The sequence below is a fragment of the Streptomyces violens genome (assembly GCF_000717745.1).
GTDB lineage: Bacteria > Actinomycetota > Actinomycetes > Streptomycetales > Streptomycetaceae > Streptomyces > Streptomyces violens.
Genome location: NZ_JOBH01000021.1, coordinates 14,347 through 38,206, shown reverse-complemented (window position 1 = coordinate 38,206; position 23,860 = coordinate 14,347). Strand labels below are relative to the sequence as shown.

Below are 23,860 nucleotides of genomic sequence, written 5' to 3'. Positions count from 1 at the left end.
GGGGTAACCCATGACGACTGATCTCGATGTGGCAGTGGTCGGCGCCGGCGCCGCCGGCCTCGCCGTGGCGCACGCGCTGCGCAGGGCCGGACGCCGTGTGCAGGTGCTGGAGTCGTCCGACGCGGTGGGCGGGCGGATGCGTACGCTCCGTCAGGACGGCTATCTCATCGACACGGGCGCCGAGATGCTCGCGCCCCGCGGCTACGGGGCGACCTGGAAGCTGATCCGGGAGACAGGACTGACGCCCGACGAGGTACCGCGCGTCCCACAGTCGATCGCCACCTGGCGGGACGGGCGGATCCGCCCCGACACCGGCCGCGCACGCGGCCTGCTCACCGGGGCCGGCCTGTCCGTACGGGGCCGGCTGAACCTCCTCCGGTTCCAGGCGGACACCGCCCGCCGCCGGAAGGAGTTCGCCCCGGACCATCCCGAGCACACGCCCCTGGGCACCAGTACCGTCGCCCAGCTCGCCGACCGCTACGGGGATGACCTCGTCGACTATCTTTTCCAGCCGCTGACCAGCGGATTCTGCGGCTGGGACACCCACCGGTCGGCAGCAGGCCCGTTCGTCGCCCACCTTCTGGCGACCGGCAGCACCGCCGCCTGGCGTACCTACCGCGACGGCATGGACACCCTCACCCGCAGGCTCGCCGAACGGCTGGACGTGACGACGGGGCTGCCGGTCGATCAGGTCACCCGGCATCCCGACGGAGCTCGTCTGGAGTGCGGGCACAACACTCTCACCGCGCGCTCGGTGGTGCTGTGCGTACCGGCGCCGGTCGCCGCCCGGCTGTACCCGGACGCTCCCGAGGACGAGCGCGACTACCTCCACGCCTCGACGTACACCCCGATGCTGAAGGTGAGTTGCACCCTCGACCGGCCGCTGCGGCTGCGCAGCCGTCGGCCCGTGTACGCGCTGATGATTCCCGCAGTCCATGACAGTGTGCTCAACGGGATCGTCATCGACCACGTCAAACACCCCGGCCGGGTCCCTCCCGGCGCCGGGCTGGTGTCCCTGGTCGCCACACCGGAGGTCACCCGGGAACTGCTCGACGCCCCCGATGACCAGGTCGTACGCCGACTGCGGGAGCGGGGCGAGCACTACCTGCCCGGTCTGGGAGAGGCGTTGCGGACGGCCCGGGTGCACCGCTTCCGGCACGGTCTGCCCGAGGCGACCCCGCGGGCCCTGCGGCTGCGGACGCACTTCCTGCGCCGGCCCTCCCGCACGGTGGAGTACGCCGGGGACTGGCTCATGCAACGCCCCAGCAGCGAGGGGGCGTTCCGGTCGGCGGAGTGGGCGGCGGCCCGCGTCCTCGCCCACTCGGGACACCCGGCCACCGGCGCGCAACCGGAGGTGACGCATGGCTGAGCAACCACAACAGCCGAACGCTCCCGGCGGAGACCGGTACGTCTTCGACACCTTCGACACCGGGTTCGCGCAGGAGGAGGAACGGCTCGCCCTCGGCGAGGCCCTCTGGGACGCGGGCACCACCGACCGGCTGGCGGCCGTCGGCGTGGCACCGGGCTGGCGCTGTCTGGAGGCCGGTGCGGGGCGCGGCTCGGTCGCCCGCTGGCTGGCCGGCCGGGTCGGCCCGACCGGCGAGGTACTCGCGACCGACCTGCGGGTGGACCGGCTGAAGTGGCTGACCGACCACGGTATTACGGTGCGCCAGCTCGACCTGGTCAGCGGTGACCCTGGCGACGAACTGCCGTCGTCCTACTTCGACTTGATACACGCCCGGCTCGTGCTGCAGCACGTCACCGACCGGCAGAAAGCCGTCGACCGGCTGTACCGGGCGCTTCGCCCGGGAGGACGCCTGGTCCTCGAGGACACGGACATCGCTTCGCTGTTCAGCCACCCGGAACGCGAGGGCTTTCTCCGGGAGGTCAAGCGCGCTGCGTACGAGGTGATGGGTGCGGCCGGATACCATCCGCGCTGCGGCCTGCTGAACGTCGAACTGGCCACCCGGGCCGGTCTGGTGGACGTACGCGGCGAGGGCCGCTCCACGGTAGTGCGGGGCGGGTCCGAGGCAGCGCGCTGGTACATCCTGTGGATCGAGCATCTGCGAACCGCGATGCTCGCCCGCGGTGCCGTCACCGAAGACCGGATCCAGCAGGCGGTCGACAGTATGGCGGATCCTGCTCACCACTGGCTCTCCCAGGTCATGGTCACCGTCACCGGCCGCCGGCCCCCAACGGACGCGGGTGAGAGCACCGCAACCGCGGGGAGCCGCCGCCCATGACCACCCGGACCCGCGCCGCCGAACTACGCGATCCCGCCAGGCCGCCCGAACTGGGCACGCTCTTCGACCTGTTGGCCGACCGCGGCAGCCCCACCACCGTGCACCTCAGCCGTCCCTTCGACATCTGTCCCGACGGCGGCGTCACCTTCGGCATCGGCCGCCTCGCCCAGCTCGTCAAGGAGGCCGCCGGGTGGCTCGCCGCCGCCGGGACGCGTCCGGGCGACCGGGTGGCCGTGGTCAAGGCCAACCACTGGGACGTGGTGCTGCTGGCGTGCGCGGCGGCACGCATGGGCGCCGTCCCCGCCCTGATCTCCGACGACCTGCCCGCAACGGCACTGCAGACGCTGCTCGAGCGGCTGGACCCGGCGCTCCTGGTCACGGACTCCCGGACGGTCGAAGCGGTACGCAATGCGGGGACCGATCCGGCGGTCTTCGCACCCCGGACGCTCACCCTGGACAGGAGGACAACGGGAACACTGGGGCTCGACGACGTACGCGGTTATCAACCACCGCCGGTCCTGCGGCGCCACCCCGATGACACCCTGGTGGTGCACCACACCTCGGGGACCACCGGTGTGCCCAAGCTCGTCGAGCACACCACCCGCACCATCGTTCACCGGCTGGCGCACTTCGAGTGCCACCGCACGCCGATCGTGGCCAGCCGGCGCGACGACACGGTGGCCGGCGCCGACCCGTTCGTCCATGGCCGGGCCGTACCGTGGACCATCAGCGTGTTCCACCTCGCACCGCGCAAGGTGGTCATCCTCGCCGACACCGATCCGGCCGTCGCCCAACGCACCCTGACCGCGCATCCGCCCACAACGGTCGAGGCATCGCCCGCCACCTACGTCCGGTGGCAGGGGCTGGCGGCCGGGCCCGGCAATCCCTTCCGTGCGGTACGCCTGTACATCAGTACCTTCGACTCGGTGCATCCGCCCACGGTGCGCAACTACCTCAACGCCTCCCGGCGCCGGCATCCGGTGTGGCTGCAGGGCTGGGGCCAGACGGAGACCGGGCCGCTGACCTTCCGCCTGCTCACCCGCAGGGCGCTCGCCGCCACCGGCGGGCGCCACCCGACGACCCGCAACCTCGGCCGGCCGGTACCCGGCCGCACCGCACTGCGCGTGGTCGACCCGGACACCTTCCGGCCGGTCGGGCGTGGCAGGCCCGGCATCATCCTGGCCCGGACGAAGGCCCGCTGCACCGGATACGTGGGCGAGGAGGACCGCTGGTCCCGGAAGGCCCTCGGACCGTGGTGGAACACCGGGGACATCGGCTTCCTCACCCGGTCCGGCAGCCTGGTGCTGCTGGACCGGGAGGTCGACGCGGTGCCCGGCACGAGCTGCGTCGAGCTGGAGGACGTGATCGAGGACCGGCTGCCCGCCGTGCTGGAATGCACCGTCCTGGGCGCTCCCGGACGCACCCTGCTGCCCGTTGTGGTGACGGCCGACGGGTGGCTCGACGCCGCTGCCTGGCGTGCGGCCGTACGGTACCTGCCACCGCTCGCCGACCCCCTGGTCCGCAGCTGGGCGGACATCCCCCGCACCGGCACCGGCAAGGTCCGGCGCCTCGCGCTGCGCGCTCAACTCCTTCCGGACGCACCGACGTTCGGTACGGGCCACTGGACGTGAACGGGAGGACAGCATGACCACGGGTACGCAACGGCGGGTCCTCGTGCTGGGTGGGGGAACGGCCGGCTTGCTGACGGCACACGTCCTGGCGGAGTACGCGGACTCGGTGACCGTGGTGGAACGCGACGCGCTGCCACCGGGCCCGGAGCACCGCCCCGGCGTACCGCAGGCACACCACCTCCACGTCGTGCTGCCCGGCGGGCAGCGCGCACTGGACGAGCTGTTGCCCGGGGTGGTCCAGGAACTGTGCGCGCTCGGAGCCTTCCGGATCGGGATCCCGCGGGACGCGGTGCTGTGGTCGGCCGGCAGCTGGGCCCGCCGCTTCCCGACCACCATGCATCTCCTTTCCTGCACGCGCCCGCTGCTCGACTGGGTCGTCCGCGAACGCGTGCGCAAGCACCCGCGGATCCACCTCATGGAGCGGACCACGGCCCTTGCCTTGCTGGGCGATGCGACGCGTGTGAGCGGGGTGCGGGTGTCGGCGCGCGCCAGCGGTCCGCGAGAGCCGTACGACCTGCACGCGGCCCTGGTCGTCGATGCCACCGGGCGCTCCTCGGCGGCACCGAAGTGGCTGGCCGCACTCGGCCCCGCCACCCCTCTCGCCGAATGCGTGGACCCTGGGCTCTCCTATACGACGGTGCAGTACAAGGGAGCGCCGGGGAGTGACGTCCCGTTCCTGGGCGTGCACATCCAGCCCGACCGGGACCATCCGCGCGGTGCCGTGCTCCTCCCGGTGGAAGCGGACCGCTGGATACTGACCGCCTACGGGATGCGCGGACACCAACCGCCCACCGACCAGGCCGGTGTGCTGCACTTTCTGGGAGGTCTGGCGGACCCGGTACTGCACGAGTGGGCACGGCACAACGAACCGGCCGCGCCGCCCCGCGGCTTCCGGAACACGGCCAATCGCAGGTACCTGTACGAGCGTGCCGGCGCAGCACCGTCCGGCTTCCTCGCCGTGGGCGACGCCTGCTGCACCTTCAACCCCATCTACGGGCAGGGCATTTCGGTCGCCGCGCTGCAGGCCGTCGCCTTGCGCGCCGCCCTCTCCCGCAGGCAGCCGGGCCGGCGGACCACCACCCGTACTCTCCAGCGAGCGCTGTCGACCGCCTACCGCCCCGCCTGGCAACTGGCGACGGGATCCGATCTGCAGTATCCCGCAACCACCGGCGAACGCCCCGGCATCACCGTCCTCCCCCAACAGTGGTACATCAGCCGGGTCCTCGCGCGGGCCAACGGCAACCGCCTGATCGGCGACGCGCTCCGCGACGTCCTCGGACTCACCGCCCCGCCGGCCCGGCTGTTCAGTCCCAAGGTCGCGGCGGCCGTACTCTTCGCCCCCGCCCCGCAGCCCCTCGGCACACTCCCCCTGCACGCAGAGCGGTAAGGAGCACACTGTGAACAGCGTTGCTGTCATCGGGCTCGGCTACACCGGCCTGCCCCTCGTGCGCGAGGCGTGCCACGCGGGAATGAAGGTCGTCGGAATCGACGAGAACCCGGCGCTGACTGCCGCACTGATGTCCGGCCGCTCCCACGTCCCCGATGTCACCGACGGCGACCTCACCGCCATGCTGGCGGCCGGGTTCCGGGCCTCCACCGACGTGAGCCTGCTGGCGGAGGCCTCGGTGACCGTGATCTGCGTACCCACACCGCTGGACGGGACCGGGCGGCCCGACCTGTCCCACGTCCGCCGGGCCGCGACCGCGCTGGGCGACCACCTCAAGCCGGGATCGCTGCTCGTCCTGGAGTCCACGTCCTTTCCCGGCACCACGGACGATGTGGTCCGCAGAGCCGTTGAGCAGGCTTCCGGGCTCAGCGCCGGTACGGATTTCTCCCTCGCCTTCTCACCGGAACGCATCGACCCGGGCAACGACACGTTCGGGGTACGCAACACTCCGCGCGTCGTCGGCGGGTACACCCAACGGTGCACCGCGGTCGCGGCCGAGTTCTTCCGGCGGCTGTGCGACGAGGTCGTGGAGGCGGCCTCGGCACGCGAGGCCGAGCTGGCGAAACTGCTGGAAAACACCTACCGCAGCGTGAACATCGCCCTGGTCAACGAGCTCGCGGTCACGGCCAGGGCGCTCGGCGTCAATGTCTGGGACACCATCGACTGCGCCCGCACCAAGCCCTTCGGCTTCCAGGCGTTCCGCCCCGGCCCGGGCGTGGGCGGCCACTGCATCCCGGTCGACCCCGCCTACCTCACCCACTGGGCCCGCGACGCCGGAGCCCCGCTCCGCCTGGCCGAACTGGCGCAAGAGGTCAACGCCGGGATGCCCGCCCACGTCGCCCGCCGTGCCGAGGACCTGCTGCGCCGCGCGGGAAAGCCCATGCGCAACGCCGAGGTCCTCCTCATCGGGATCACCTACAAACCCAACAGCCCGGACCTTCGCGCCACCCCGGCCGCCCCACTCCTCCACCTCCTGCGCGAGGCCGGCGCCCACGTGAAGTACCACGACCCGCTCATCGATGCCTGGTCCCCGGACGGCTCACCGGTGGAATCCACCACCGACGCACTCTCCGCCGCCACCACCGCCGACCTCACCATCCTCCTCCAGGACCACCACACCATCCCGGTCGACGACCTCCCCGCCCACTCCCCCCTCCTCCTGGACACCCGAGGCCGCCTCCGGGGCACTGCGGCCCATCAACTCTGAATCGAGCAACCGGTGAAGTCCCTTTGAAGAGCAGGGTTGTTCGCCCGAGCCCTCCGATTCACTAAACATGTACTTAACTAAACGCTGCGTCTAGACATCGTTGTCAAGCCCGTGCAGAGTGTTCCGCCAAGTACCGGACCGCCCGACCATGTAGGGAGCACGGGATGACAAGGAGACTGGCCGCTGTGGTGGGAGCACTGCTCACCGTCGCCGCCTCGATGTTCGCGGTACCGGCGTCCGCCGGAGCAGCGCCCGCACCGGGGTTCCACGTCAGCGACGGACGGCTGCTGGACGCCAACGGGAAGGAGTTCGTCCTGCGGGGCGTGAACCACGCACACGCCTGGTATCCGGACCGGACGAACAAGGCGCTGGCGGACGTCAAGGCGCTCGGCGCCAACTCGGTGCGCGTCGTACTCGGCACCGGTGACCGCTGGGCGAAGAACGACACGGCGGACGTCACCGCGGTGGTCGACCAGTGCAAGAAGAACCGGCTGATCTGCGTGCTGGAAGCACACGACACCACGGGGTACGGGGAGCAGAGCGGCGCCGTGTCCCTGTCCCGCGCGGTGGACTACTGGATCAGCGTCCAGAACGCGGTGAAGGGACAGGAGAAGTACGTCATCCTGAATGTGGGCAACGAGCCGTTCGGGAACACCGGTTACGGCAGTTGGGCTTCCGACACGTCGGGCGCCGTCAAGCGACTGCGCGCCGCGGGGTTCCGGCACACCCTGATGGCGGACGCCCCGAACTGGGGTCAGGACTGGTCGTTCACCATGCGGGACAACGCTGCCGGTGTCTTCGCGAGTGACCCGCAGCGCAACACCGTGTTCTCGATCCATATGTACGGCGTCTTCGACACGGCCGCCGAGGTCGATGACTACCTCAACCGGTTCGTCAAGGCCCGACTGCCGCTGGTGGTCGGAGAGTTCGGTGACAAGCACTCGGACGGCGACCCGGACGAAAACGCGATCATGTCCCGTACCCAGCAGCTCGGCCTGGGGTACATGGGCTGGTCCTGGAGCGGTAACGGCAGCGGTGTCGAGTACCTCGACATGGCCACCGGCTTCGACGCCAACCGGCTGACCGGCTGGGGCCAGCGGTTCCTCAACGGGGCCGACGGCGTCAAGCAGACCTCCCGCGAGGCGAGTGTGTTCAGCGGCTGACAGCCCGCCACCGAAGTGGTCCGCGGTCCGGCCGGGCGCACGCCGCCCGGCCGGACCGCGGGCGCTGTGCTGCCTCTCCCCCACTCGAAGGAGTCCCCTCCTTGCCGTTCACCGATCTCCCCCTCGAGCAACTGCGCGCCTTCCAGGCGGAGGTGACCGCCCCCGTCGACTTCGACGCCTTCTGGAAGGAGTCACTGGCGCTGTCGTACGCGTCGGCCGATGCACCCACGGTCACCCCGGTCCGCGACACGCTGCTGACCACCATCGAAGTGGCCGACGTAACGTTCCCGGGCTGGCGCGGACAGCCGGTCGCGGCCTGGCTGGTCCGGCCGGCGGGCGCTGACGGGCCGCTGCCCACGGTCATCACGTACCTCGGCTACGGCTGCGGTCGCGGCCGGCCGACCGACCATCTGCTCTTCCCGTCGGCCGGCTATGCCCAACTGGTCGTCGACAGTCGCGGCCAGGGCCATGACACGCCCGACCTGGAGGAGGGCGACGCACCGCAGTGGGTGGGCGGCTTCATGACCCGCGGCATCGCGGACCCCCGCCACCATTACTACCGTCGGCTCATCACGGACTGTGTGCGCGCCGTCGACGCGGCCCGCGCGCTGCCGTACGTCGACGCGCAACGCATCGTCGTCCAGGGCGGCAGCCAGGGCGGTGGGCTGGCGCTCGCGGTCGCCGGTCTCACCGGGGACCGCGTCGCCGGTGTACTGGCCGACGTGCCCTTCCTGTGCCACTTCCGCCGGGGCGCCGCGATCGCCACGGACGGCCCGTATGCCGAGCTCGTGCAGTATCTGCGCCAGCACACGCGTGACGATCCGGAGCGGGCCTTCGGGACGCTCGACTACTTCGACGGCCTCCACTTCGCCGCCCGGGCCTCGGCACCTGCGCTGTTCAGCGTGGGCCTGATGGATCCCGTCTGCCCGCCGTCCACGGTGTACGCCGCCTTCAACCGGTACGCGGGCAGGGCCGCCATGAAGGTCTGGCCGTACGCCGACCACGGCGGTGGGCAGGGTTCGACGCCCCCCGAGCAGCTGCGCTGGCTGCGTGACGAAGGGCTGTCGCCGGGCGAGGGGCACTGACGGTACGGAGAGCGGGGCCGGGCCTTTGTGGCCACGGCCCCGCCCCTCGTACCGTCATCCCGTCCGCGGCGGCGGGGCGGTGGAGCCGCGCGGGGTGAGGGAGGGGGTGGGCACCTGGTGGGAGGCCGGGACCGGTCCGTTGATCACGTCGAAGAGGGTACGGGCCACCTCCGTGCCGAAGTTGTGCACGTCGTGACTCATCGCCGACAGCGTCGGGTGGGTGAGCCGGCACAGCTGGGAGTCGTCCCAGGCCAGCAGGGAGACGTCCGCCGGGACGGAGAGCCCCATCTCCGCCGCCACCCCGGCACCGGCGACGGCCATGATGTCGTTGTCGTAGAGGATCGCGGTCGGCCGGTCGGCGGAGAGCAGCAGCGAGCGGGTGGCACGGGCCCCCTCCTCCCCCGCGAACCCCGTGGCGACCTGCCGCCCGCCGTCCAGCCCGAGGTCACGCATGGTGGACTCGAACGCGGCGGCGCGGATCGCGCTGTGGCCCAGCCCCGTGGGCCCGCCGACCCGGGCGATGCGCCGGTGGCCGAGCGCTGCCAGGTAGCGGACCGCCTCGGCGGCCGCGGTGGCGTCGTCCGTCCAGACCGAGGGCAGCCCCCCGGTGAGCGAGGGGTGTCCGACGGCCACCGCCGGCAGGCCGAGCTGCTGCAGTGCGGGCACGCGCGGGTCGTTCTCGTGGAAGTCCACGAGGATGGAGCCGCCGATCAGCCGCCCCTTCCACCAGCTCTCCTGGAGCGCGATCTCCTCCTCCAGGTCCCGCACCAGGCGCAGGAGCAGCGAGCAGGAGCGCTCGGCCAGCACGCTCTCGATGCCGGAGATGAACTCCATGTAGAACGGTTCCAGGCCGAGCAGCCGGGCGGGGCGGCAGATGGCCAGGCCGACGGCGCCCACCTGCTGGTTGGACAGGCTGCGGGCGGTGAGGTTCGGGGCCCAGCCCAGCTCGCGGGCCGCTTCGAAGATGCGCTCCCGGGTGGCGTCCGAGACCCCCGGCTTGTGGTTGAAGGCCAGGGAGACCGCTCCCTTGGACACCCCGGCCCGGGCGGCGACCTCCTTGATGGTGATCCGCCGCGCGGGAGCGCTCACGGGGTCTCCACGCAGAAGAGCGCGGCCCGGGCATCCGTCGCGTCGAGGTCGGTACGGCCGCTGACGCGGATGCGCGCCCGCTCACCGGGGAGCAGGGTCATCAGGCCCCGGTCCGCGCCGACGTGCGGGCCGAGCCGGTCGGCCTGCAACAGGAGATCTCGTACCAGCGTCTGTGCCGTCACCACGACGTCAACTTTATCCTCCTGCCCTGCCACGGGCTCCACGGCGACGTCGAATCGCGGGCGGGGGTACGCGAAGTCCCGGTCGGGGGCCGTGAAGAACACCGACCGCAGGCCGTCCGCGTCGGCCACGAGGAACTCCTTGGCGGAGCCGGCGGCCGGCGCGAGATCCGCCGGTACCGGAACACGCCGTACGGACCGGGGCTCGGCGGTGACATCGAGGGACGTCTCGCGCACCGTCGTGCCGTCGGCCTCCAGGAGCCGCAGTGTGACCGTGGTGCGCCAGGCGTCGGCCGCCTGGTTGATCACGGCGAGGTAGGGGGTGTCGTCGCCGGGCTGGAGGGTGAGAAGGCGGTCGGCGTAGACCCGGCGCAGCTCGTGGTGGAGCGGCTTGAGCCGGCCGTCGCCGTCGACGGCGGACCAGGAGCTGACCGGCCAGCAGTCGTTGAGCTGCCAGACCACGGTGCCCGCGCAGACCGGCCAGTGCGCGCGCCAGTGCTCGATACCGGCGGCCACGGCGCGGGCCTGGACGACCTGGGTGAGGTAGTGCCAGCGGTCGAAGTCGCCCTCGGGCAGGGCGAAGTGGCGGGCCACACCTCGGTTCAGCTTGCCGTTGCCGTCCTCGGCCTTCTGGTGGTGGAGCATGCCGGGCGAGTCCGGGGCCAGTTCCTCACCGGGCAGGGCCCGGCGCAGGGTCGCGAGGGCGGGCGGCGCCTGCCAGCCGAACTCGGCGACGAACCGCGGCACGTTGGCACGGTATTCGGCGTAGTCCTGGCGGTTCCACACCTCCCACGAGTGGTACGTGCCGTGCGCGGGGTCATTGGGATGGTGGTCCCACGAGCCGGACCAGGGGCTGCCCGCGGTGTACGGGCGGGTGGGGTCCAGCTCGGCGACGATGCGCGGCAGCAGGCCCAGGTAGTAGCCCTCGCCCCAGGAGTTCCCGGCGAGCTCCGGCTCCCAGTCCCAGTCCCGGAATCCCCAGAGGTTCTCGTTGTTGCCGTTCCACAGAACGAGGCTCGGGTGCGGCATCAGGCGGACGACGTTCTCGCGGGCCTCGGCGTCGACCTCGCCGCGCAGCGGCTGCTCCTCGGGGTAGGCACTGCAGGCGAAGAGGAAGTCCTGCCAGACCATGAGCCCCAGTTCGTCGCAGGCGTCGTAGAAGGCGTCGTCCTCGTAGATGCCGCCGCCCCATACGCGGACGAGATCGACGTTGGCCTCGGCCGCCTGGGTCAGCCGGTGCCGGTACCGTTCGGGCGTCATGCGGGAGGGCAGCGCGTCGTCGGGGATCCAGTTCACGCCGCGGGCGAAGATCCGCTCGCCGTTGACCACGAAGGTGAATCCGGTGCCGTGCGCGTCGGAACTGCAGTCCAGCTCCACGGTGCGGAATCCGATGCGGCGGTGCCAGGCGTCGAGTGCACCTCCGGCAGCGTCGGTCAGCGTCAACTCAAGCTCGTACAGCGGCTGTTCGCCCAGGCTCCGCGGCCACCACAGCTCCGGGCCCGCCACCTCCAGGGTCAGCGCCGCCTCGTCCCCCTCGAAGGTGAGCAGCGCCTCCGTCCCCGCGACGGTCGCCCGCGCCGTGAGTGGGCGGCCGGCGCCCCGCTGGGTGCGTTCCACCTCGATGTGCAGTGCCACCCGGCCGGTCGTGCCCTCGACCGTGACCAGCGGGCGGACCCGGGCGATGCGGGCGGTCGACCAGTGTTCCAGCCGGACCGGCCGCCACATTCCGGCGGTCACGAGGGTGGGGCCCCAGTCCCAGCCGAAGCTGCACGCCATCTTGCGGAGGTACTGCGAGGGCTCGGGATAGACGTTGGGACGCTCCCCGGCGACCGCGCGCACGGCGGCGGCTTCGTCATAGGCGGAGGCGAACCGCACTTCCAACTCGCCGGTGCGCCCCGTGACGTCGAACCGGTAGCCGCGGTGCATGTTGCGCGTACGGCCCAGCGCCCGCCCGGCGAGGGTGACCTCCGCCGCGGTGTCGAGCCCGTCGAAGACCAGGTCGGTGCGCTCGTGGTCGCTCTCGTACGCGAGGTGCCGGGTGTAGTGCCACTCACGCTGTCCGACCCAGGCGACGTCGTGCTCGTTCAGGCCGAGGTACGGGTCGGGTATGCGCTGGGCGGCCAGCAGATCGGTGTGCACGCAGCCCGGTACTCGGGCGGGCAGCAGTGCCCCGTCGTGGTGCAGGTTCCAGCCCTCGCCGAGCTGGGTGACGTCCTTCATGGTGCGGGCTCCAATCGCCTGACTCACGCCCCGTGGGGGCGCCGGACAACCTAGCTCCCCTTCACTCGACTGTCTATAAACCGGTCAAGCAAAGACTGATCTCGTACACCGCTCCCCAACCATCCGCCTGCCAGGCGTTACTACGTGCACGACAGGCCCGCCCGGTAACGATTGGGCATCACGGTGGAAACTCAAGCTTTACCGGTTCACCCAGGACTGCCATAGTGCCGACAACCACGGAGACCTGAGCCGTAACCCTGGAAGGAGTGGGGCACATGGGGAGGAAGACGCTCGCGAGCGCGCTTCTCACCGCCGCGATGCTGACCGTCGCGGGGTGCGGCGGCGGAGGCGCCGCCACGGGAGAGACGGCGGCCGCCCCCGCCGACCCGGGCGACGCCTCGGGAGAGATCACGGTACTGACGCACCGGACCGACCTCGTGCAGAACGGGACGATGAAGCGGTACGCCGCCGAGTTCAACAAGACATACCCCAAGGTCAAGGTGAAGTTCGAGGGCATCACCGACTACGAGGGCGAAGTCAAGATCCGTATGAACACGGAGAACTACGGCGACGTCCTGATGATCCCGGCCGCCATCGCCAAGAACAACTACCCCAAGTTCTTCGCCCCGTTGGGCGACTCCGCCGAACTGTCCAAGAAGTACCGCTTCAGCGACAAGACGGAGGTCGGCGGCAAGGTCTACGGCATCGCGAGCTTCGGCACGGCGAACGGCTTCCTGTACAACAAGGCCGTGTGGAAGAAGGCCGGCATCACCGACTGGCCCACCACGCCGGAGCAGTTCCTCAAGGACCTGCAAGCGGTCAAGTCCCGGACGGACGCGATCCCGTACTACACCAACTTCAAGGACGGCTGGCCGCTGAGCAGCCCCTGGACCAACAGCATCGGCTCGGTCACCTGCGACGCGAAGGCCGGTGACAAACTTGCCACTTCCGCCGCGCCCTGGGCCAAGGGCAGCGACCTGAACACGATCGACACACTGCTGTACGACATCGTGCACCGCAAGCTCTCCGAGCAGGACCCCACGACCACCAACTGGGAGAGCTCCAAGAACCTGCTCGCCAAGGGCGAGGTCAGCAGCATGTTGCTGGGCTCCTGGGCGGTCGCGCAGGTCCAGGACGCCGCGAAGAAGGCGGGCGCCGATCCGGACGACATCGGTTTCATGCCCTTCCCCGCCCAGCGGGACGGCCGGTTCTGCGCCACCCTGGCCTCCGACTACCAGCAGGCGGTGAACATCCACTCCGAGCACAAGCCCGCCGCCCGGGCCTGGATCGACTGGTTCACCGAGAAGTCGGGCTACGCGCAGCAGGAGGGCGGGGTGTCCGCGCTGCGGACCGCCGCACTGCCGAAGTCCCTGAAGCCGTACACCGACAACGATGTCAGGCTCATCGAGCGTTCCGAGGTGAAGACCGCCCAGGTCAACGCCATCGACGATGCCGCCGAGATCGGCCTCGCCAAGCACGACTACCGGCAGAAGCTCATCGACACCGCCCGCGGCGCACAACAGGGCAGCCTCGACGACTTCTTCGCCGACCTCGACAAGCGGTGGAACGAAGCCGCCAAGACCGCCGGCTCCTGACGGACGGCGGAGGCGGGCCCGGGCCGCGCGACGCCGGCCCGGGCCCGGCACTCCCCCGCACCCGCGGCAGACGAAAGGCCGACATGACCAAAACGACCAACAGGGCCACGGCGCACTCCGCCGGGACGGCCGTCTCCCCGCCCGGCAGGACGGCGATACCCAGCGGACCGCCCGCCTCGCCACCACGCTCCTGGCGGAGCCATCCCCTGCGGCGGGCCACCCCTTGGCTGTTCCTCGTCGTCCCCCTGGCCCTGCTGATCACGTTCACCTACGTCCCGGTGGGCAACATGCTCTACTACAGCTTCACGGACTGGGACGGGGTGAGTCCGACCCGCAACTTCACGGGCGTCGACAACTACAAACAGCTGTTCACCCGGCCGGAGTTGTTCCGGGTCTTCTTCGTGAGCTTCTACTACCTCGCGGCGTCCGTCGTACAGATCGCCATCGCGCTGTACTTCGCCACGGTGCTCAGCTTCGACCTGCGCTTCAGGAACTTCTTCAAGGGCATCCTGTTCTTCCCCTACCTGATCAACGGGGTCGCCATCGGCTTCGTGTTCCTCTACTTCTTCCAGGACGGCGGCACCCTCGACTCGGTGCTGTCCTGGTTCGGGGCCGACACCGGCCACGCCTGGCTGGGCGATCCCGAGTCGGCGAACACCTCGCTCGCCGGGGTCTCCGTATGGCGCTTCACCGGCCTGAACTTCGTGCTCTTCCTCGGCGCGATCCAGTCGATCCCCGGTGAGCTCTACGAAGCGGCCCAGTTGGACGGCGCGAGCAGATGGCAGCAGTTCCGGCACATCATCGCGCCGAGCATCAAGCCCGTACTCAGCCTGAGTGTCATCCTGGCGGTCTCCGGCTCCCTCGCCGTCTTCGAGATCCCCTACATCATGACCGGCGGCGCGACCGGCACCTCGACGTTCGTCATCCAGACGGTCAAGCTCGCCTTCCAGTTCAACAAGACGGGCCTGGCGTCGGCCGCCGCCGTCGTGCTGCTCCTGATCATCCTGCTGATCACCTGGATCCAGCGCCGCCTCGTGCCCGATGAAAGGGTGGATCTCGTATGACCGCACTGCTGCCGGCCCCCCGGCGCCGCCGCCCGGGGATCGGCCCGGTACTCACCTACCTGTCCCTGATCGTCGCCGCGTCGGTCGTACTCATCCCCCTCGTCGTCGTCCTCCTGACCTCGCTGAAGACCTCGCGCGAGGTCGCAGGCGGCGGCGCCCTGTCCCTGCCGGACGACTGGCTGAACCTCGGCAACTACGCCACGGCCTTCTCCGACGGCAAGATGCTCACCGCGTTCGGCAACACGGCGTTCATCCTGCTCTTCTCGGTCGCGGGCACCGTGGTGATCGGCTCGATGACCGCGTACGCCATCGACCGCTTCGACTTCAAGGCCAGGAAGCTCGTCGTCGCCCTGTTCCTGATCGCCACGCTCGTGCCCGGCGTGACGACCCAGGTCGCCACCTTCCAGGTCGTCAACAGCTTCGGGCTGTTCGACACCCGTTGGGCGCCGATCCTGCTCTACATGGGCACCGACATCGTGTCGATCTACATCTTTCTGCAGTTCATCAGGGGCATTCCGACGTCGCTGGACGAGGCGGCCCGCCTGGACGGCGCCAACGCGTTCACGATCTTCTGGCGGATCATCTTCCCGCTGCTCAAGCCCGCCATCGCCACCGTGGTCATCGTCAAGGGAATCACCGTCTACAACGACTTCTACATTCCCTTCCTCTACATGCCCTCGGAAGAACACGGCACGATCTCCACGGCCCTCTTCCGCTTCAAGGGCCCGTTCGGCGCGCACTGGGAGAACATCTCCGCGGGCGCGATCCTCGTCATCGTGCCGACCCTGATCGCCTTCCTCTTCCTGCAGCGCTACATCTACAACGGCTTCGCCCAGGGCGCCACGAAGTGAGCGCCCCGGGCGAAGCCGGCCTCGGCAGCCGTCAGTCGTCGATCGTCTTCATGACGTCGGCAAGGTCCACGAACTTGAAGTCGGTGGCCTTGCGGTCGTCGTCCGCCGGTGCGTCGTGGCCGTCCTGGACGACGAGGAGGCCGTGCGGGTACTTCGTGCCCAGGGGTGCGTTGAGTACGGCGGCGCCGTCGCACTCCTCCGAGCCGTCGAGGGTCGCCGAGGCGGCGGTGACGCGGAATCCGCCCTCGTACTCGTTGTCGTCGCCCGGTTCGCGGTCGTAGGCGGCGAAGGTGTTGTCACCCTGGCTGGAGGCCAGCAGGTAACCGTCCCCGTCGTCCTCCGTGAGCAGCGTCAGCCCCTCGACGTCGGCCGCGAGCCGGGTGCCGCCGTAGCCGGGGTCGGCGCCCGGCACGCACTCCTCGGTCCCTTCGTCGTACTCACCGGAAACCCCGTACTCGCGCACCTTGTCGACGAGTTGCGGCGAGCCGGTGAGATCGGCGCGCATCCGCCAGATGCCGACGTCTTCCTGGCCGGCGTACAGGGTGCTGTTGGCCGGGTCGACGACCATGCCCTCGACCTGGGGCAGCTCGCCGGGCTCGGCGCACGGCGTCCAGGAACTGCCGTTGGGGAGCCGGAAGGCGGACGGCAGGTCCAGCGTGCGCACCTTGTGATACCCGACCTTGCCGCCGGGCTCTGCGGTCAGTTCGAGCAGGGCGAGGGTGGTGCGGTTGCGCCGGCTGACCAGCGCGTACGACCGTCCGGTCGAAGTGTCGGTCCAGGTGGCAAGGCCGTAGGCGGTCTGCTGCTCGTTGATCTCGTCCTGGTCGGCGGAGAACACCGGCGGCGCGCCGGGGTCGGTGACGTCGGCGAGGGGGCCACCCGGCCGGTCGCGGTCGATGCGGTAGATCCGCAGTGTGTCGCGCCCGCGGTCGCTGGCCACGGCCAGGTCGGCCCGGCCGGACGACAGGCGCAGGCCGTGTACGAGGTCCACGTTGTTGAAACGGCCCGGTGCGTCGTCCGGCCCCGGCGCGGACGGCGCCGGCAGGGACTGTACGGGCCGGGCGTCGAGGTCGTAGACCCGCAGTCCGCCCTGCTTGGCGGTGGCGATCACCAGGCTGCGGCCGGGCTCGGCGGCATTCCGCCAGATCGCCGGATCATCCGCGTCGGCGTCTCCGCCCGCCTCGTCGTCGTACAACGCGGGCGTCTCGGCCCGGGGACTCACCGCGGGCAGGGCACCGGCGCTCCGACCGCCGGCCTCGGCAGGCACGGCGGGCACGGCCGCTGCGAGCGTGGCGAGGGCCGTACCCAGTAACAAGGCGATGGATCTCCGGCCCTGACGGTTGGTCAGCCGTCGCTGCATTCGGTTGCTCTCCTCGGCGTGGGGGATGGTCGTTTGGTCAAATCCCCTGCCGAGCCTGGGACTTCGGGATGTCGACAGCGTGAACGAACCATGCACCACCGCCCGGCCGGGGCGTGATCACGCGGTGAATCGGCGGCACTACTCCCGGCCGAGGGCGGCCCCGCTGAAGAGGCCGACGCGGTACGGCTGTTCGTCTCGAATGGCCAGGTGCATTGTCGCCGGGCCCGCCGGGGGCGCAGCGAAGTCGAGCCGCTGCTCGTCCGGATGTGGGTGCGGCGGCCAGTCACTTATGGCTAGGGACCCGCGCCACTACGCCTACGCATCCCTCCTTCACTCCAACGTCGCCAGGAGCGCCCGGCACGCCTCCGCGCAGCGTCGGCATGCCTCGGCACACACCGCGCAGTGCTCGTGCGTCTTCGCGTGGCGCTCGCACTCGGCACCGCAGGCCAGGCATACCGTGGCGCAGGTCTCCAGCACGTCCCGGACGACGTCGGCGTCGTCGCCGCCGTATCGCGACAGGACTCGCGCCGTGGCGTTGCAGACGTCCGCGCAGTCCAGGTCGGTACGGATGCACCTGCGCAGCTCGGACATGTGCTCCTCGGCCAGGCAGGCGTCGGCGCAGAGCGTGCACGCCTGTGCGCACTCCAGCACCTGGTCGATGCAGGTCACCAGTGCCTCTCGGGTGACCCGGCCGAGGCCGGTGGGGTGGGTGTCCAGCATTTTCCCGGTCACAGACATTTCCGACTCCCTCGTCACACTCACGGCGGCCCTTGACACCGCACGGAGTCCCCGGCGCGGGAGCCGGGAAACACAGCTGTCCGCCGGCGGGCGAACGGCTTCCCCGGTTCAGCCCAGCGCAGGCGGTGGGGTGCGGCTGCTCGCTCAGGCGGTGCCGTGGGATCAGTCCGCGTCCCAGATGATCGCGTCGAACATGTTTCGGTGGTCGCTGCCGATGCCGTCGGAATCGAGCTCAGTGAGCTCAAGGCGGGCGATATTCCCGGCGCTGGTACGTACGCACAGCACCGCGTTCTTGGTGAGTTGCTGCTTGTTGGTTCCTTCCGCGTTGACCGTGTTCGAGCACTCCTCGTAGCCCGGCAGACCGGTCGTGCGTCCTGACCAGAGAGAGACCTTGGTGCCGTTCCAGCCCTCGATCTCGTTCCCGGGCAGTATGTACACATCACCTTCGTCGGCATAGCCGACAGCGACGGGCTGTCGGGCGTCCAGGTCCTTGGGCTCGGTGTCGAGCAGCAGTGAGCCTCGCCAGAGTTCGCTTCCCGCGGGCGAAGAGCCGTGATCCGGCCCGGTCGTCTCGGTCTGTTTTGACGGCGAGGTCTGTTTCGACGGCGAGGCGGAGGCGGGAGCGGATTCTGGCGCCGCGGTGGCAGCCGGTGAAGTCGGCACGATGGGCGGGGCACCGTCGGTCTTGTCCTCATCGGAGGAGCTGAGAATGGGCACCACGGCCGTGATCAGGGCGGCGAGGACCGTCCCCCCGGCAGCGATCCAGGCTGCCTGTTGATGTCTGCTCAACCAGCCTCCGCCCGCCCCACCGCCCTGCCCGCCGTCCGGCGTCGGCGGGTCCGTCGGCGGCGGGGGCGGCGATACAGGCGGCTGTACACCGTCCACGTGGTCGCCGCCCTGGCCGGATGTGTTTGCAACAGGTCGATCGTCAGCCGCCATGCTCAGCGCCCCCACTGCTGCCGCCGGTCTACATACGTTACGCAGAGGCTAACTGCCCACGCGGGCCTCGCCGGTAACGTGCCGCACGGCCGCGAGCCGAACACGCGCTGCGCAAGACAGCTCAATCATCTCAATCACCGCGTCGAGCTTCGCCCACCATGTACCGCCACCATGTACCGCCTTCAGAAGCCGGCCCCGGCGACATCCCGTGCCGAGCTGGTGTAGCTGGTGCTGAGTTCGTACCGCTTGAGCACTCACCAAGCGTTTTGCGCACCCCGCCGCCGAGCCAAGCAATACCGCGGTCGCCGGCCGCGTGCCCGGCGATATGACGCTCGGCCCCAGTACCGATCCGGACCTGTTGTCCGACACGGCCCGGGTCCTGCTCCTCCCCGACCAGTTGCTCGGTGATGGGCGTGCAAACGACCCCAAGGACCGCGACGGCTACAACCCATCCGGCACCCCGATACCGGGCGAGCGGCTGCGCACCACCTGAACGGCTCTTGACCACTTACAGAACAGCCTTTACGCCCCGTACAACGTTGGCCTTGTGGCGACATCGTGGAGCGCTGACCGGTAGCCGTGCGTTGATCGACGGAAGTCAGCAGAACACCGGACTGACGACGGAGGTGATCGCTGAACCTGTCGCCGAATGAGCCCTGCTCTGCTGCGCGCAGCGGGAACGAGGCCTTCGACCACCCATAGGGGCAGTGCGCATAGCGCTCCATCAGCTGGACCACGCACACCCCTCACCTGGTACGGGACTATGAACGGCTGCCGCAGCACAGTGAGTCCCTGATCACCTGGGCGGCGATCACGCTGGGGACCGCCGCCTGACCCAGCCGGCCTGCCCGTGCCCCGAACGGCCGACGCCGGAGCCTGTCGGCGATCTTTCGCAGGCCCTGGGGCGATGGCCCATGACATCCGCTGTCCATCACTCGGAAGCCGACCGCATCGCGGGCTGTCAGCGTGGCGCGGTGTGTGCGGCGCGTACATCCGGAAGATGGAGAGGTCGTTGGTGCCAGCAGTCAGAAAGGGGTATGAGGTGACGGTGCTCGCCTGGCGCAGTCCTGGCCGACCGGATACGGGGCGGGTGCGGGTCGTGGGGGGCCGGTGATGAGTCCGGCGGGGGCTCTCGATCTGAAGCTGTTCGATGAGACCGTGGCGGCGGTCGCATTGTTCGCGGGGCCCGAGCACCGATTGATCTACCAGAACGCGGCGTGTTCCAGGATGCTCGGTGCCCGGCCTTTGGGGAGGCCCGCGCGGGAGGCCTTCGCCGAACCGGACGCCGGGGAGTTCTTGACCGTCCTGGACGACGTTGTGGCCACGGGGCAGCCGCGCCAGCTCCCCGACTCCCGTGAGCCTGACCCCGGCGCCTCGGAACAGGCCCGGTACTTCGTCTACTCCTGTACGCCCGTCACCACGCCTCACGGTCCCGGCGCCATGGTCGTCGCGCTGGACACCACGGCCGAAACCATGGCGTTCGAGCGTTACGAGGCCCTGGTCGCAGCGGTGTCGCAGATGGTGTGGGTGCTGCGTGCGGACGGCTCCGCGCAGGAGATCGTCCCCGGTTGGCAGGAGCTGACCGGAGCCCCCTGGCACGGCTGGATGGACGAGCGCTGGGATGCCTACATCCATCCCCGTGACCGCGAGGGGCTCAGGCAGGCCTGGCGCTCGGCCGCCGCCCAGGAGCCTCCGGGGATCTTCGAGCACACCTTCCGGGTCCGGGCCGCAGGCGACTCCTACCGGCACATGTCCACCCGGTGCGTGCCCATCCTGCGCAACGGCCGTGCCGAGGAGTGGGTCGCCGCGACGACCGATGTCGAGGACACCTGGGGTGCCGCGCTGCGTGAACGTCTTCTCGCGCAGGTCGCGGAGGTGTCCGGCGGGAGTCTGGAGGAGGCCTTCGCCGCAGTGGTGAAAATCATCGTGCCCGAACTCGCCGACGCATGCGTGATCCTGCTGCTGTCCCACGAGGAGTGGCCGCTGCCGGAAAACGCCACCGTCACGGCCCGCCGGGTCGCCTCCGCCACCCGCCCGGGGCTGCCGGCCCGGCCCGCTCTGCTGGGCCAGAGTGTCATCGTCACCGACACCGTGCGAGAGGTGCTGCAGAGCCGCACCCCGCGCACCTTCCACCTGCTGGGAGACGGGCAGGCGCCGCCCGGCCTGGTGCCGGCGGTCACCGAACGGTGGCTGACCGCGGCGGACGCCACCAGCCTGACGCTCATCCCGCTGGTCGTCGACGACATCGTCCTCGGCTACGCCGCCGCCAGCACCAACGGTGACACCCCTGTCCCCGGGCCCGCCGACATCGAGCTGCTGCGCAGAGTCTTCCACCTTGCACAACGGCCCATCCGCAGGGCCCTCGATCTCCAGCAGGCCCGCCGCACCGCCCTGCGCCTCCAGCGCGCCCACCTCACCCACCCGCCGGCCGTGCCCGGCGCGCGCCTGGCCGCCTGCTACCAGCCGGCCAGCTCGGCCAACGAGATCGGCGGCGACTGGTACGACGCCGTGATGTTCTCCGACGGCACCCTCGTCCTCGACATCGGGGACGTCGCCGGCCACGACCTCACCGCAGCCACCGCCATGGGCCAGATGCGCAGCATGCTCCGGGGCCTGGCCTGGAACAAGGGCCCCGACTGCACGCCCGCGACCGTCCTGGCCATGCTCGAGGACGCCGCCGAAGGGCTGGACATCGCCTCCTTCACCACTGCCGTCCACACCCACCTGCGACGGGAACCCGACGGCACCTGGCGGATGACCTGGGCCAACGCCGGACACCCGCCCCCTCTCCTCCTTCCCGCCCAGGCAGAGCCCTACTTCCTCGCCGGCACCGACGAAGACCCCCCGCTGTGCGTCGCCCCCGACATCCCCCGCACCACCCACACCCACACCCTCGCCCCCGGCGACACCCTCCTGCACTACACCGACGGTCTCATCGAAACCCCCACCGCCTCCCTCGACGACGGCCAGCAACGCCTCCTGCAAGCCGCCATGCACCACCGGAGCCAGCCCCTCCCCGACCTCCTCCGCCTTCTGCTGGGCCTGTCCGACCACCGCGACGACACCGCCATGATTGCCTTCCGCGCCGATGCGCCCAACTGACCCCTCTCGCTCGAATGGCACGTGGGGCGCACAGTTACCTGGACCAGCGGGGCGCGGTATCGGCCCAGGCCCGTTCCCAGTCGGCCAGGCGTCGCCGGTTCAGTACGCGGTTGACCGTGGCGTAGGCGGCAACACCGGTGAGCGCCACTCCTGCGCCGGCGAGGCCGGCCCAGCCCATGGCGCGGCTGCGGATCTCCCCAGCTGCCATGGGCGGGTCAGTAAGCTCGCCGTTGCCGTTGATCCAGAGCTGGACGGTGCTCTTGGCAGGTAGCCCGGGCCGCACTTTGGTTTCCCCGGTCCGTGTACGGCCGTTGGTATCCGTGAAACGGACCTCTACCGGGTAGCGGGTTGCCTTCTCCTCGTCCGACCCGGGTTCCAGGTGGTGGGGTGCGGGATGAAGCAGGACTGCCGTAGTGCGGTGATTGGCTCGAGTGTGGTCCTTTGCGGCTTGCTGTAGTGAGTGGTCAACGGCGTTGCCGACCAGCAGCATGGCCAGCGGGACCCCTGCCAACACGGCCAAGGTCAGGGCCAGACCGACCCAGGCCTGCAGGAGGTCTGTGGGGCGGCGCAGGGGACTGCGTCGCAACCGCACCAGCCATGGGATGTGCGCTGCCGGGGGCGGCTGGGCGCGCGGTGGTATCTCCTCAATCATGTTGCTTCTCTCTCCCACACCGAAGACAGCGAGTTGGCCGGGGCGGTGCTGACCGACCCGGCGGCTATGAGGTTGTCGGCAGGTGATCGGCAAGAGCCGTGACGGAGGGGTGGCGGTGAGCCGACTCAAGGATCTTCGCCGCGCCGCGCAGAGCCGCTTGGTGAGGGGCGGGAACCGGCCGCACGGGCACGCGGAGTTCGTCGGTGAGCCGGTGGGCGAATTCAGGGCGCAAAGCACCGCCGCCGGCCAGGAACACCCCGTTGTGCAGGGCGTCGAGCGTCTGCGCAGTGCGGTCCGCCCTGAGCATGGCGGTCACCGTCGCGGTCACCGCCTCGGTGACATCGCGGTAGGTGGTCGTCTTGTTGAGATCCTCGGTGCCCAGGACGAGACTGTGGGCGTCGACGACGGCGCCGTCGGTGAGCAGGAAGACCTCGGTGAGGTGGGCGCCGACGTCCACGATGAGGAGCGGGCGGTTCATGTCCTTGCCGGAGCCCAGCGCGACGGCTGTGGCGCTGGGGAGGGTCAGGACGGTGCGGGGCTGCAGTACCTCCAGCGCGGTGCGCGCTGCCTTGCGGTAGGCGATGCCGCCCAGGACCGGGGTGGTCAGGACGATCAGGGGGCGGCCGGAGCGCAGGACACGACGGGCCAGGAGACGCTCCAACATGTGGGCGACTCCCCCGACGTCGACGATGTTGCCCCGCTGGATAGGGGCGGAGCCCCCGATACCGGGAAAGGTCACCGTAGGGGTGTCGAAGATGATGCCGCGGCCCAGCTCCCAGGCCCGGGTACGGACGCTGCCCAGCTCCAGGGCAAGGCCCGGGCACAGCCGGCACACCGGCCAGGCCGTTGTTGCCGAGCGACGGGGGAAGAGGAAACCGGGGCGCATGGCGGTCACCGCCCTGCCTCCTTCACCTGCTGGCAACGGCTGCAGTACCGGGCTTGGGGCACGATCTGCAGGCGCTCCAGGGCGATGGGCCGCGTGCACAGATGGCACCTGCCGTATCTGCCGTGGTCCATGCGCTCCAAAGCGGCTTCCACATCGGTCAGAACCATGCGGGCGGAGGCGGCGAGCTCGATGCGGGCCTCGACCTGGCTCCGCGCCTGCTGCTCCCGCAGCCGGCCCGCACGAGACGCTGAGCTCCCTGCGATCCGCTGCAGCTGCTCTTGGCGGAAGAGGCGCTGCTCCTGCAGGCTCTCGCGCAACGCGGCGAGATCGGCAGGACACAAGCCCGCGTGGTCGACGCCGATGACCTGATTGTTCACTTCTTCACGCCTCCACACAGCGCAACACGACA

The 23,860-nt window shown here is 70.2% G+C and carries 20 protein-coding genes; 12 read left to right on the top strand and 8 right to left on the bottom strand.

From position 1 onward, the window contains the following. Window positions 1-10 precede the first annotated feature (10 nt). The 7 genes from IF04_RS0131465 to IF04_RS0131435 all read left to right on the top strand — a co-directional run bounded on the left by IF04_RS0131465 (window position 11) and on the right by IF04_RS0131435 (window position 8,776). On the top strand, window positions 11-1,369 hold the full coding sequence (locus tag IF04_RS0131465) for a protoporphyrinogen/coproporphyrinogen oxidase (protein ID WP_030265638.1): 1,359 nt from the start codon (window positions 11-13) through the stop codon (window positions 1,367-1,369). Beyond that, window positions 1,362-2,243 carry a class I SAM-dependent methyltransferase gene (locus tag IF04_RS0131460; protein WP_051831734.1) on the top strand — a complete coding sequence of 294 codons (882 nt, stop codon included), beginning with the start codon at window positions 1,362-1,364 and terminating at the stop codon, window positions 2,241-2,243. The genes IF04_RS0131465 and IF04_RS0131460 overlap by 8 nt, the downstream gene beginning before the upstream one ends. Next, window positions 2,240-3,874: a class I adenylate-forming enzyme family protein gene (locus IF04_RS0131455; protein WP_211259884.1), complete on the top strand. Its 1,635-nt coding sequence runs from the start codon at window positions 2,240-2,242 to the stop codon at window positions 3,872-3,874. The genes IF04_RS0131460 and IF04_RS0131455 overlap by 4 nt, the downstream gene beginning before the upstream one ends. A gap of 13 nt (window positions 3,875-3,887) precedes the next feature. Beyond that, on the top strand, window positions 3,888-5,261 hold the full coding sequence (locus IF04_RS0131450) for an FAD-dependent oxidoreductase (RefSeq protein ID WP_030265628.1): 1,374 nt from the start codon (window positions 3,888-3,890) through the stop codon (window positions 5,259-5,261). A gap of 10 nt (window positions 5,262-5,271) precedes the next feature. Beyond that, on the top strand, window positions 5,272-6,528 hold the full coding sequence (locus tag IF04_RS0131445) for a nucleotide sugar dehydrogenase (RefSeq protein ID WP_030265625.1): 1,257 nt from the start codon (window positions 5,272-5,274) through the stop codon (window positions 6,526-6,528). A gap of 164 nt (window positions 6,529-6,692) precedes the next feature. After that, a complete protein-coding gene (locus IF04_RS0131440) occupies window positions 6,693-7,691 on the top strand; it encodes a glycoside hydrolase family 5 protein (protein WP_030265624.1) in 999 nt (332 codons plus the stop codon). 101 nt (window positions 7,692-7,792) lie between these two features. Next, entirely contained in the window at window positions 7,793-8,776 is a 984-nt protein-coding gene (locus tag IF04_RS0131435) for an acetylxylan esterase (protein ID WP_030265623.1), read from the top strand. A gap of 54 nt (window positions 8,777-8,830) precedes the next feature. Here IF04_RS0131435 and IF04_RS0131430 read toward each other — a convergent pair whose 3' ends face one another. Next, a complete protein-coding gene (locus tag IF04_RS0131430) occupies window positions 8,831-9,865 on the bottom strand; it encodes a LacI family DNA-binding transcriptional regulator (RefSeq protein WP_030265622.1) in 1,035 nt (344 codons plus the stop codon). Beyond that, window positions 9,862-12,264 carry a glycoside hydrolase family 2 protein gene (locus IF04_RS0131425; RefSeq protein WP_030265621.1) on the bottom strand — a complete coding sequence of 801 codons (2,403 nt, stop codon included), beginning with the start codon at window positions 12,262-12,264 and terminating at the stop codon, window positions 9,862-9,864. The genes IF04_RS0131430 and IF04_RS0131425 overlap by 4 nt, the downstream gene beginning before the upstream one ends. A gap of 275 nt (window positions 12,265-12,539) precedes the next feature. On the opposite strand from IF04_RS0131425, the gene IF04_RS0131420 reads away from it, so the two are divergent. The 3 genes from IF04_RS0131420 to IF04_RS0131410 all read left to right on the top strand — a co-directional run bounded on the left by IF04_RS0131420 (window position 12,540) and on the right by IF04_RS0131410 (window position 15,774). Continuing rightward, a complete protein-coding gene (locus IF04_RS0131420) occupies window positions 12,540-13,859 on the top strand; it encodes an ABC transporter substrate-binding protein (protein ID WP_030265619.1) in 1,320 nt (439 codons plus the stop codon). 83 nt (window positions 13,860-13,942) lie between these two features. Beyond that, the gene (locus IF04_RS0131415) at window positions 13,943-14,923 is read left to right on the top strand and encodes a carbohydrate ABC transporter permease (protein WP_030265616.1); all 981 of its coding nucleotides are present in this window, start codon (window positions 13,943-13,945) and stop codon (window positions 14,921-14,923) included. After that, window positions 14,920-15,774 carry a carbohydrate ABC transporter permease gene (locus IF04_RS0131410; RefSeq protein ID WP_030265614.1) on the top strand — a complete coding sequence of 285 codons (855 nt, stop codon included), beginning with the start codon at window positions 14,920-14,922 and terminating at the stop codon, window positions 15,772-15,774. Before IF04_RS0131415 ends, IF04_RS0131410 begins: the two co-directional genes overlap by 4 nt. Window positions 15,775-15,805: 31 nt before the next feature. Here the strand turns inward: IF04_RS0131410 and IF04_RS0131405 are convergent, their stop codons facing one another. The 3 genes from IF04_RS0131405 to IF04_RS0131395 form a co-directional block, all read right to left on the bottom strand. Next, the gene (locus IF04_RS0131405) at window positions 15,806-17,134 is read right to left on the bottom strand and encodes a phytase (RefSeq protein WP_030265611.1); all 1,329 of its coding nucleotides are present in this window, start codon (window positions 17,132-17,134) and stop codon (window positions 15,806-15,808) included. Between the two features lie 330 nt (window positions 17,135-17,464). Continuing rightward, the gene (locus IF04_RS0131400) at window positions 17,465-17,872 is read right to left on the bottom strand and encodes a four-helix bundle copper-binding protein (protein WP_030265609.1); all 408 of its coding nucleotides are present in this window, start codon (window positions 17,870-17,872) and stop codon (window positions 17,465-17,467) included. Window positions 17,873-18,034: 162 nt separating this feature from the next. Next, window positions 18,035-18,661: a hypothetical protein gene (locus IF04_RS0131395; RefSeq protein ID WP_157847736.1), complete on the bottom strand. Its 627-nt coding sequence runs from the start codon at window positions 18,659-18,661 to the stop codon at window positions 18,035-18,037. A 463-nt stretch (window positions 18,662-19,124) separates the two neighbouring features. Here IF04_RS0131395 and IF04_RS38915 point away from each other — a divergent pair, with 463 nt between their 5' ends. Next, complete coding sequence (locus tag IF04_RS38915) at window positions 19,125-19,304, top strand: hypothetical protein (RefSeq protein WP_157847735.1); 180 nt, start codon at window positions 19,125-19,127, stop codon at window positions 19,302-19,304. Window positions 19,305-19,924: 620 nt separating this feature from the next. Continuing rightward, complete coding sequence (locus IF04_RS0131385; RefSeq protein WP_078601045.1) at window positions 19,925-21,913, top strand: SpoIIE family protein phosphatase; 1,989 nt, start codon at window positions 19,925-19,927, stop codon at window positions 21,911-21,913. A gap of 34 nt (window positions 21,914-21,947) precedes the next feature. Here IF04_RS0131385 and IF04_RS40450 read toward each other — a convergent pair whose 3' ends face one another. From IF04_RS40450 to IF04_RS0131370, 3 genes are all read right to left on the bottom strand, one after another. Further along, window positions 21,948-22,565 (bottom strand): Rv1733c family protein, encoded by a 618-nt coding sequence (locus IF04_RS40450; protein ID WP_030265601.1) that lies wholly within the window; start codon window positions 22,563-22,565, stop codon window positions 21,948-21,950. A gap of 64 nt (window positions 22,566-22,629) precedes the next feature. Further along, window positions 22,630-23,451 carry a rod shape-determining protein gene (locus IF04_RS0131375; protein ID WP_051831749.1) on the bottom strand — a complete coding sequence of 274 codons (822 nt, stop codon included), beginning with the start codon at window positions 23,449-23,451 and terminating at the stop codon, window positions 22,630-22,632. A 5-nt stretch (window positions 23,452-23,456) separates the two neighbouring features. Beyond that, a complete protein-coding gene (locus tag IF04_RS0131370) occupies window positions 23,457-23,828 on the bottom strand; it encodes a TraR/DksA family transcriptional regulator (RefSeq protein ID WP_030265595.1) in 372 nt (123 codons plus the stop codon). Window positions 23,829-23,860: the final 32 nt, after the last annotated feature.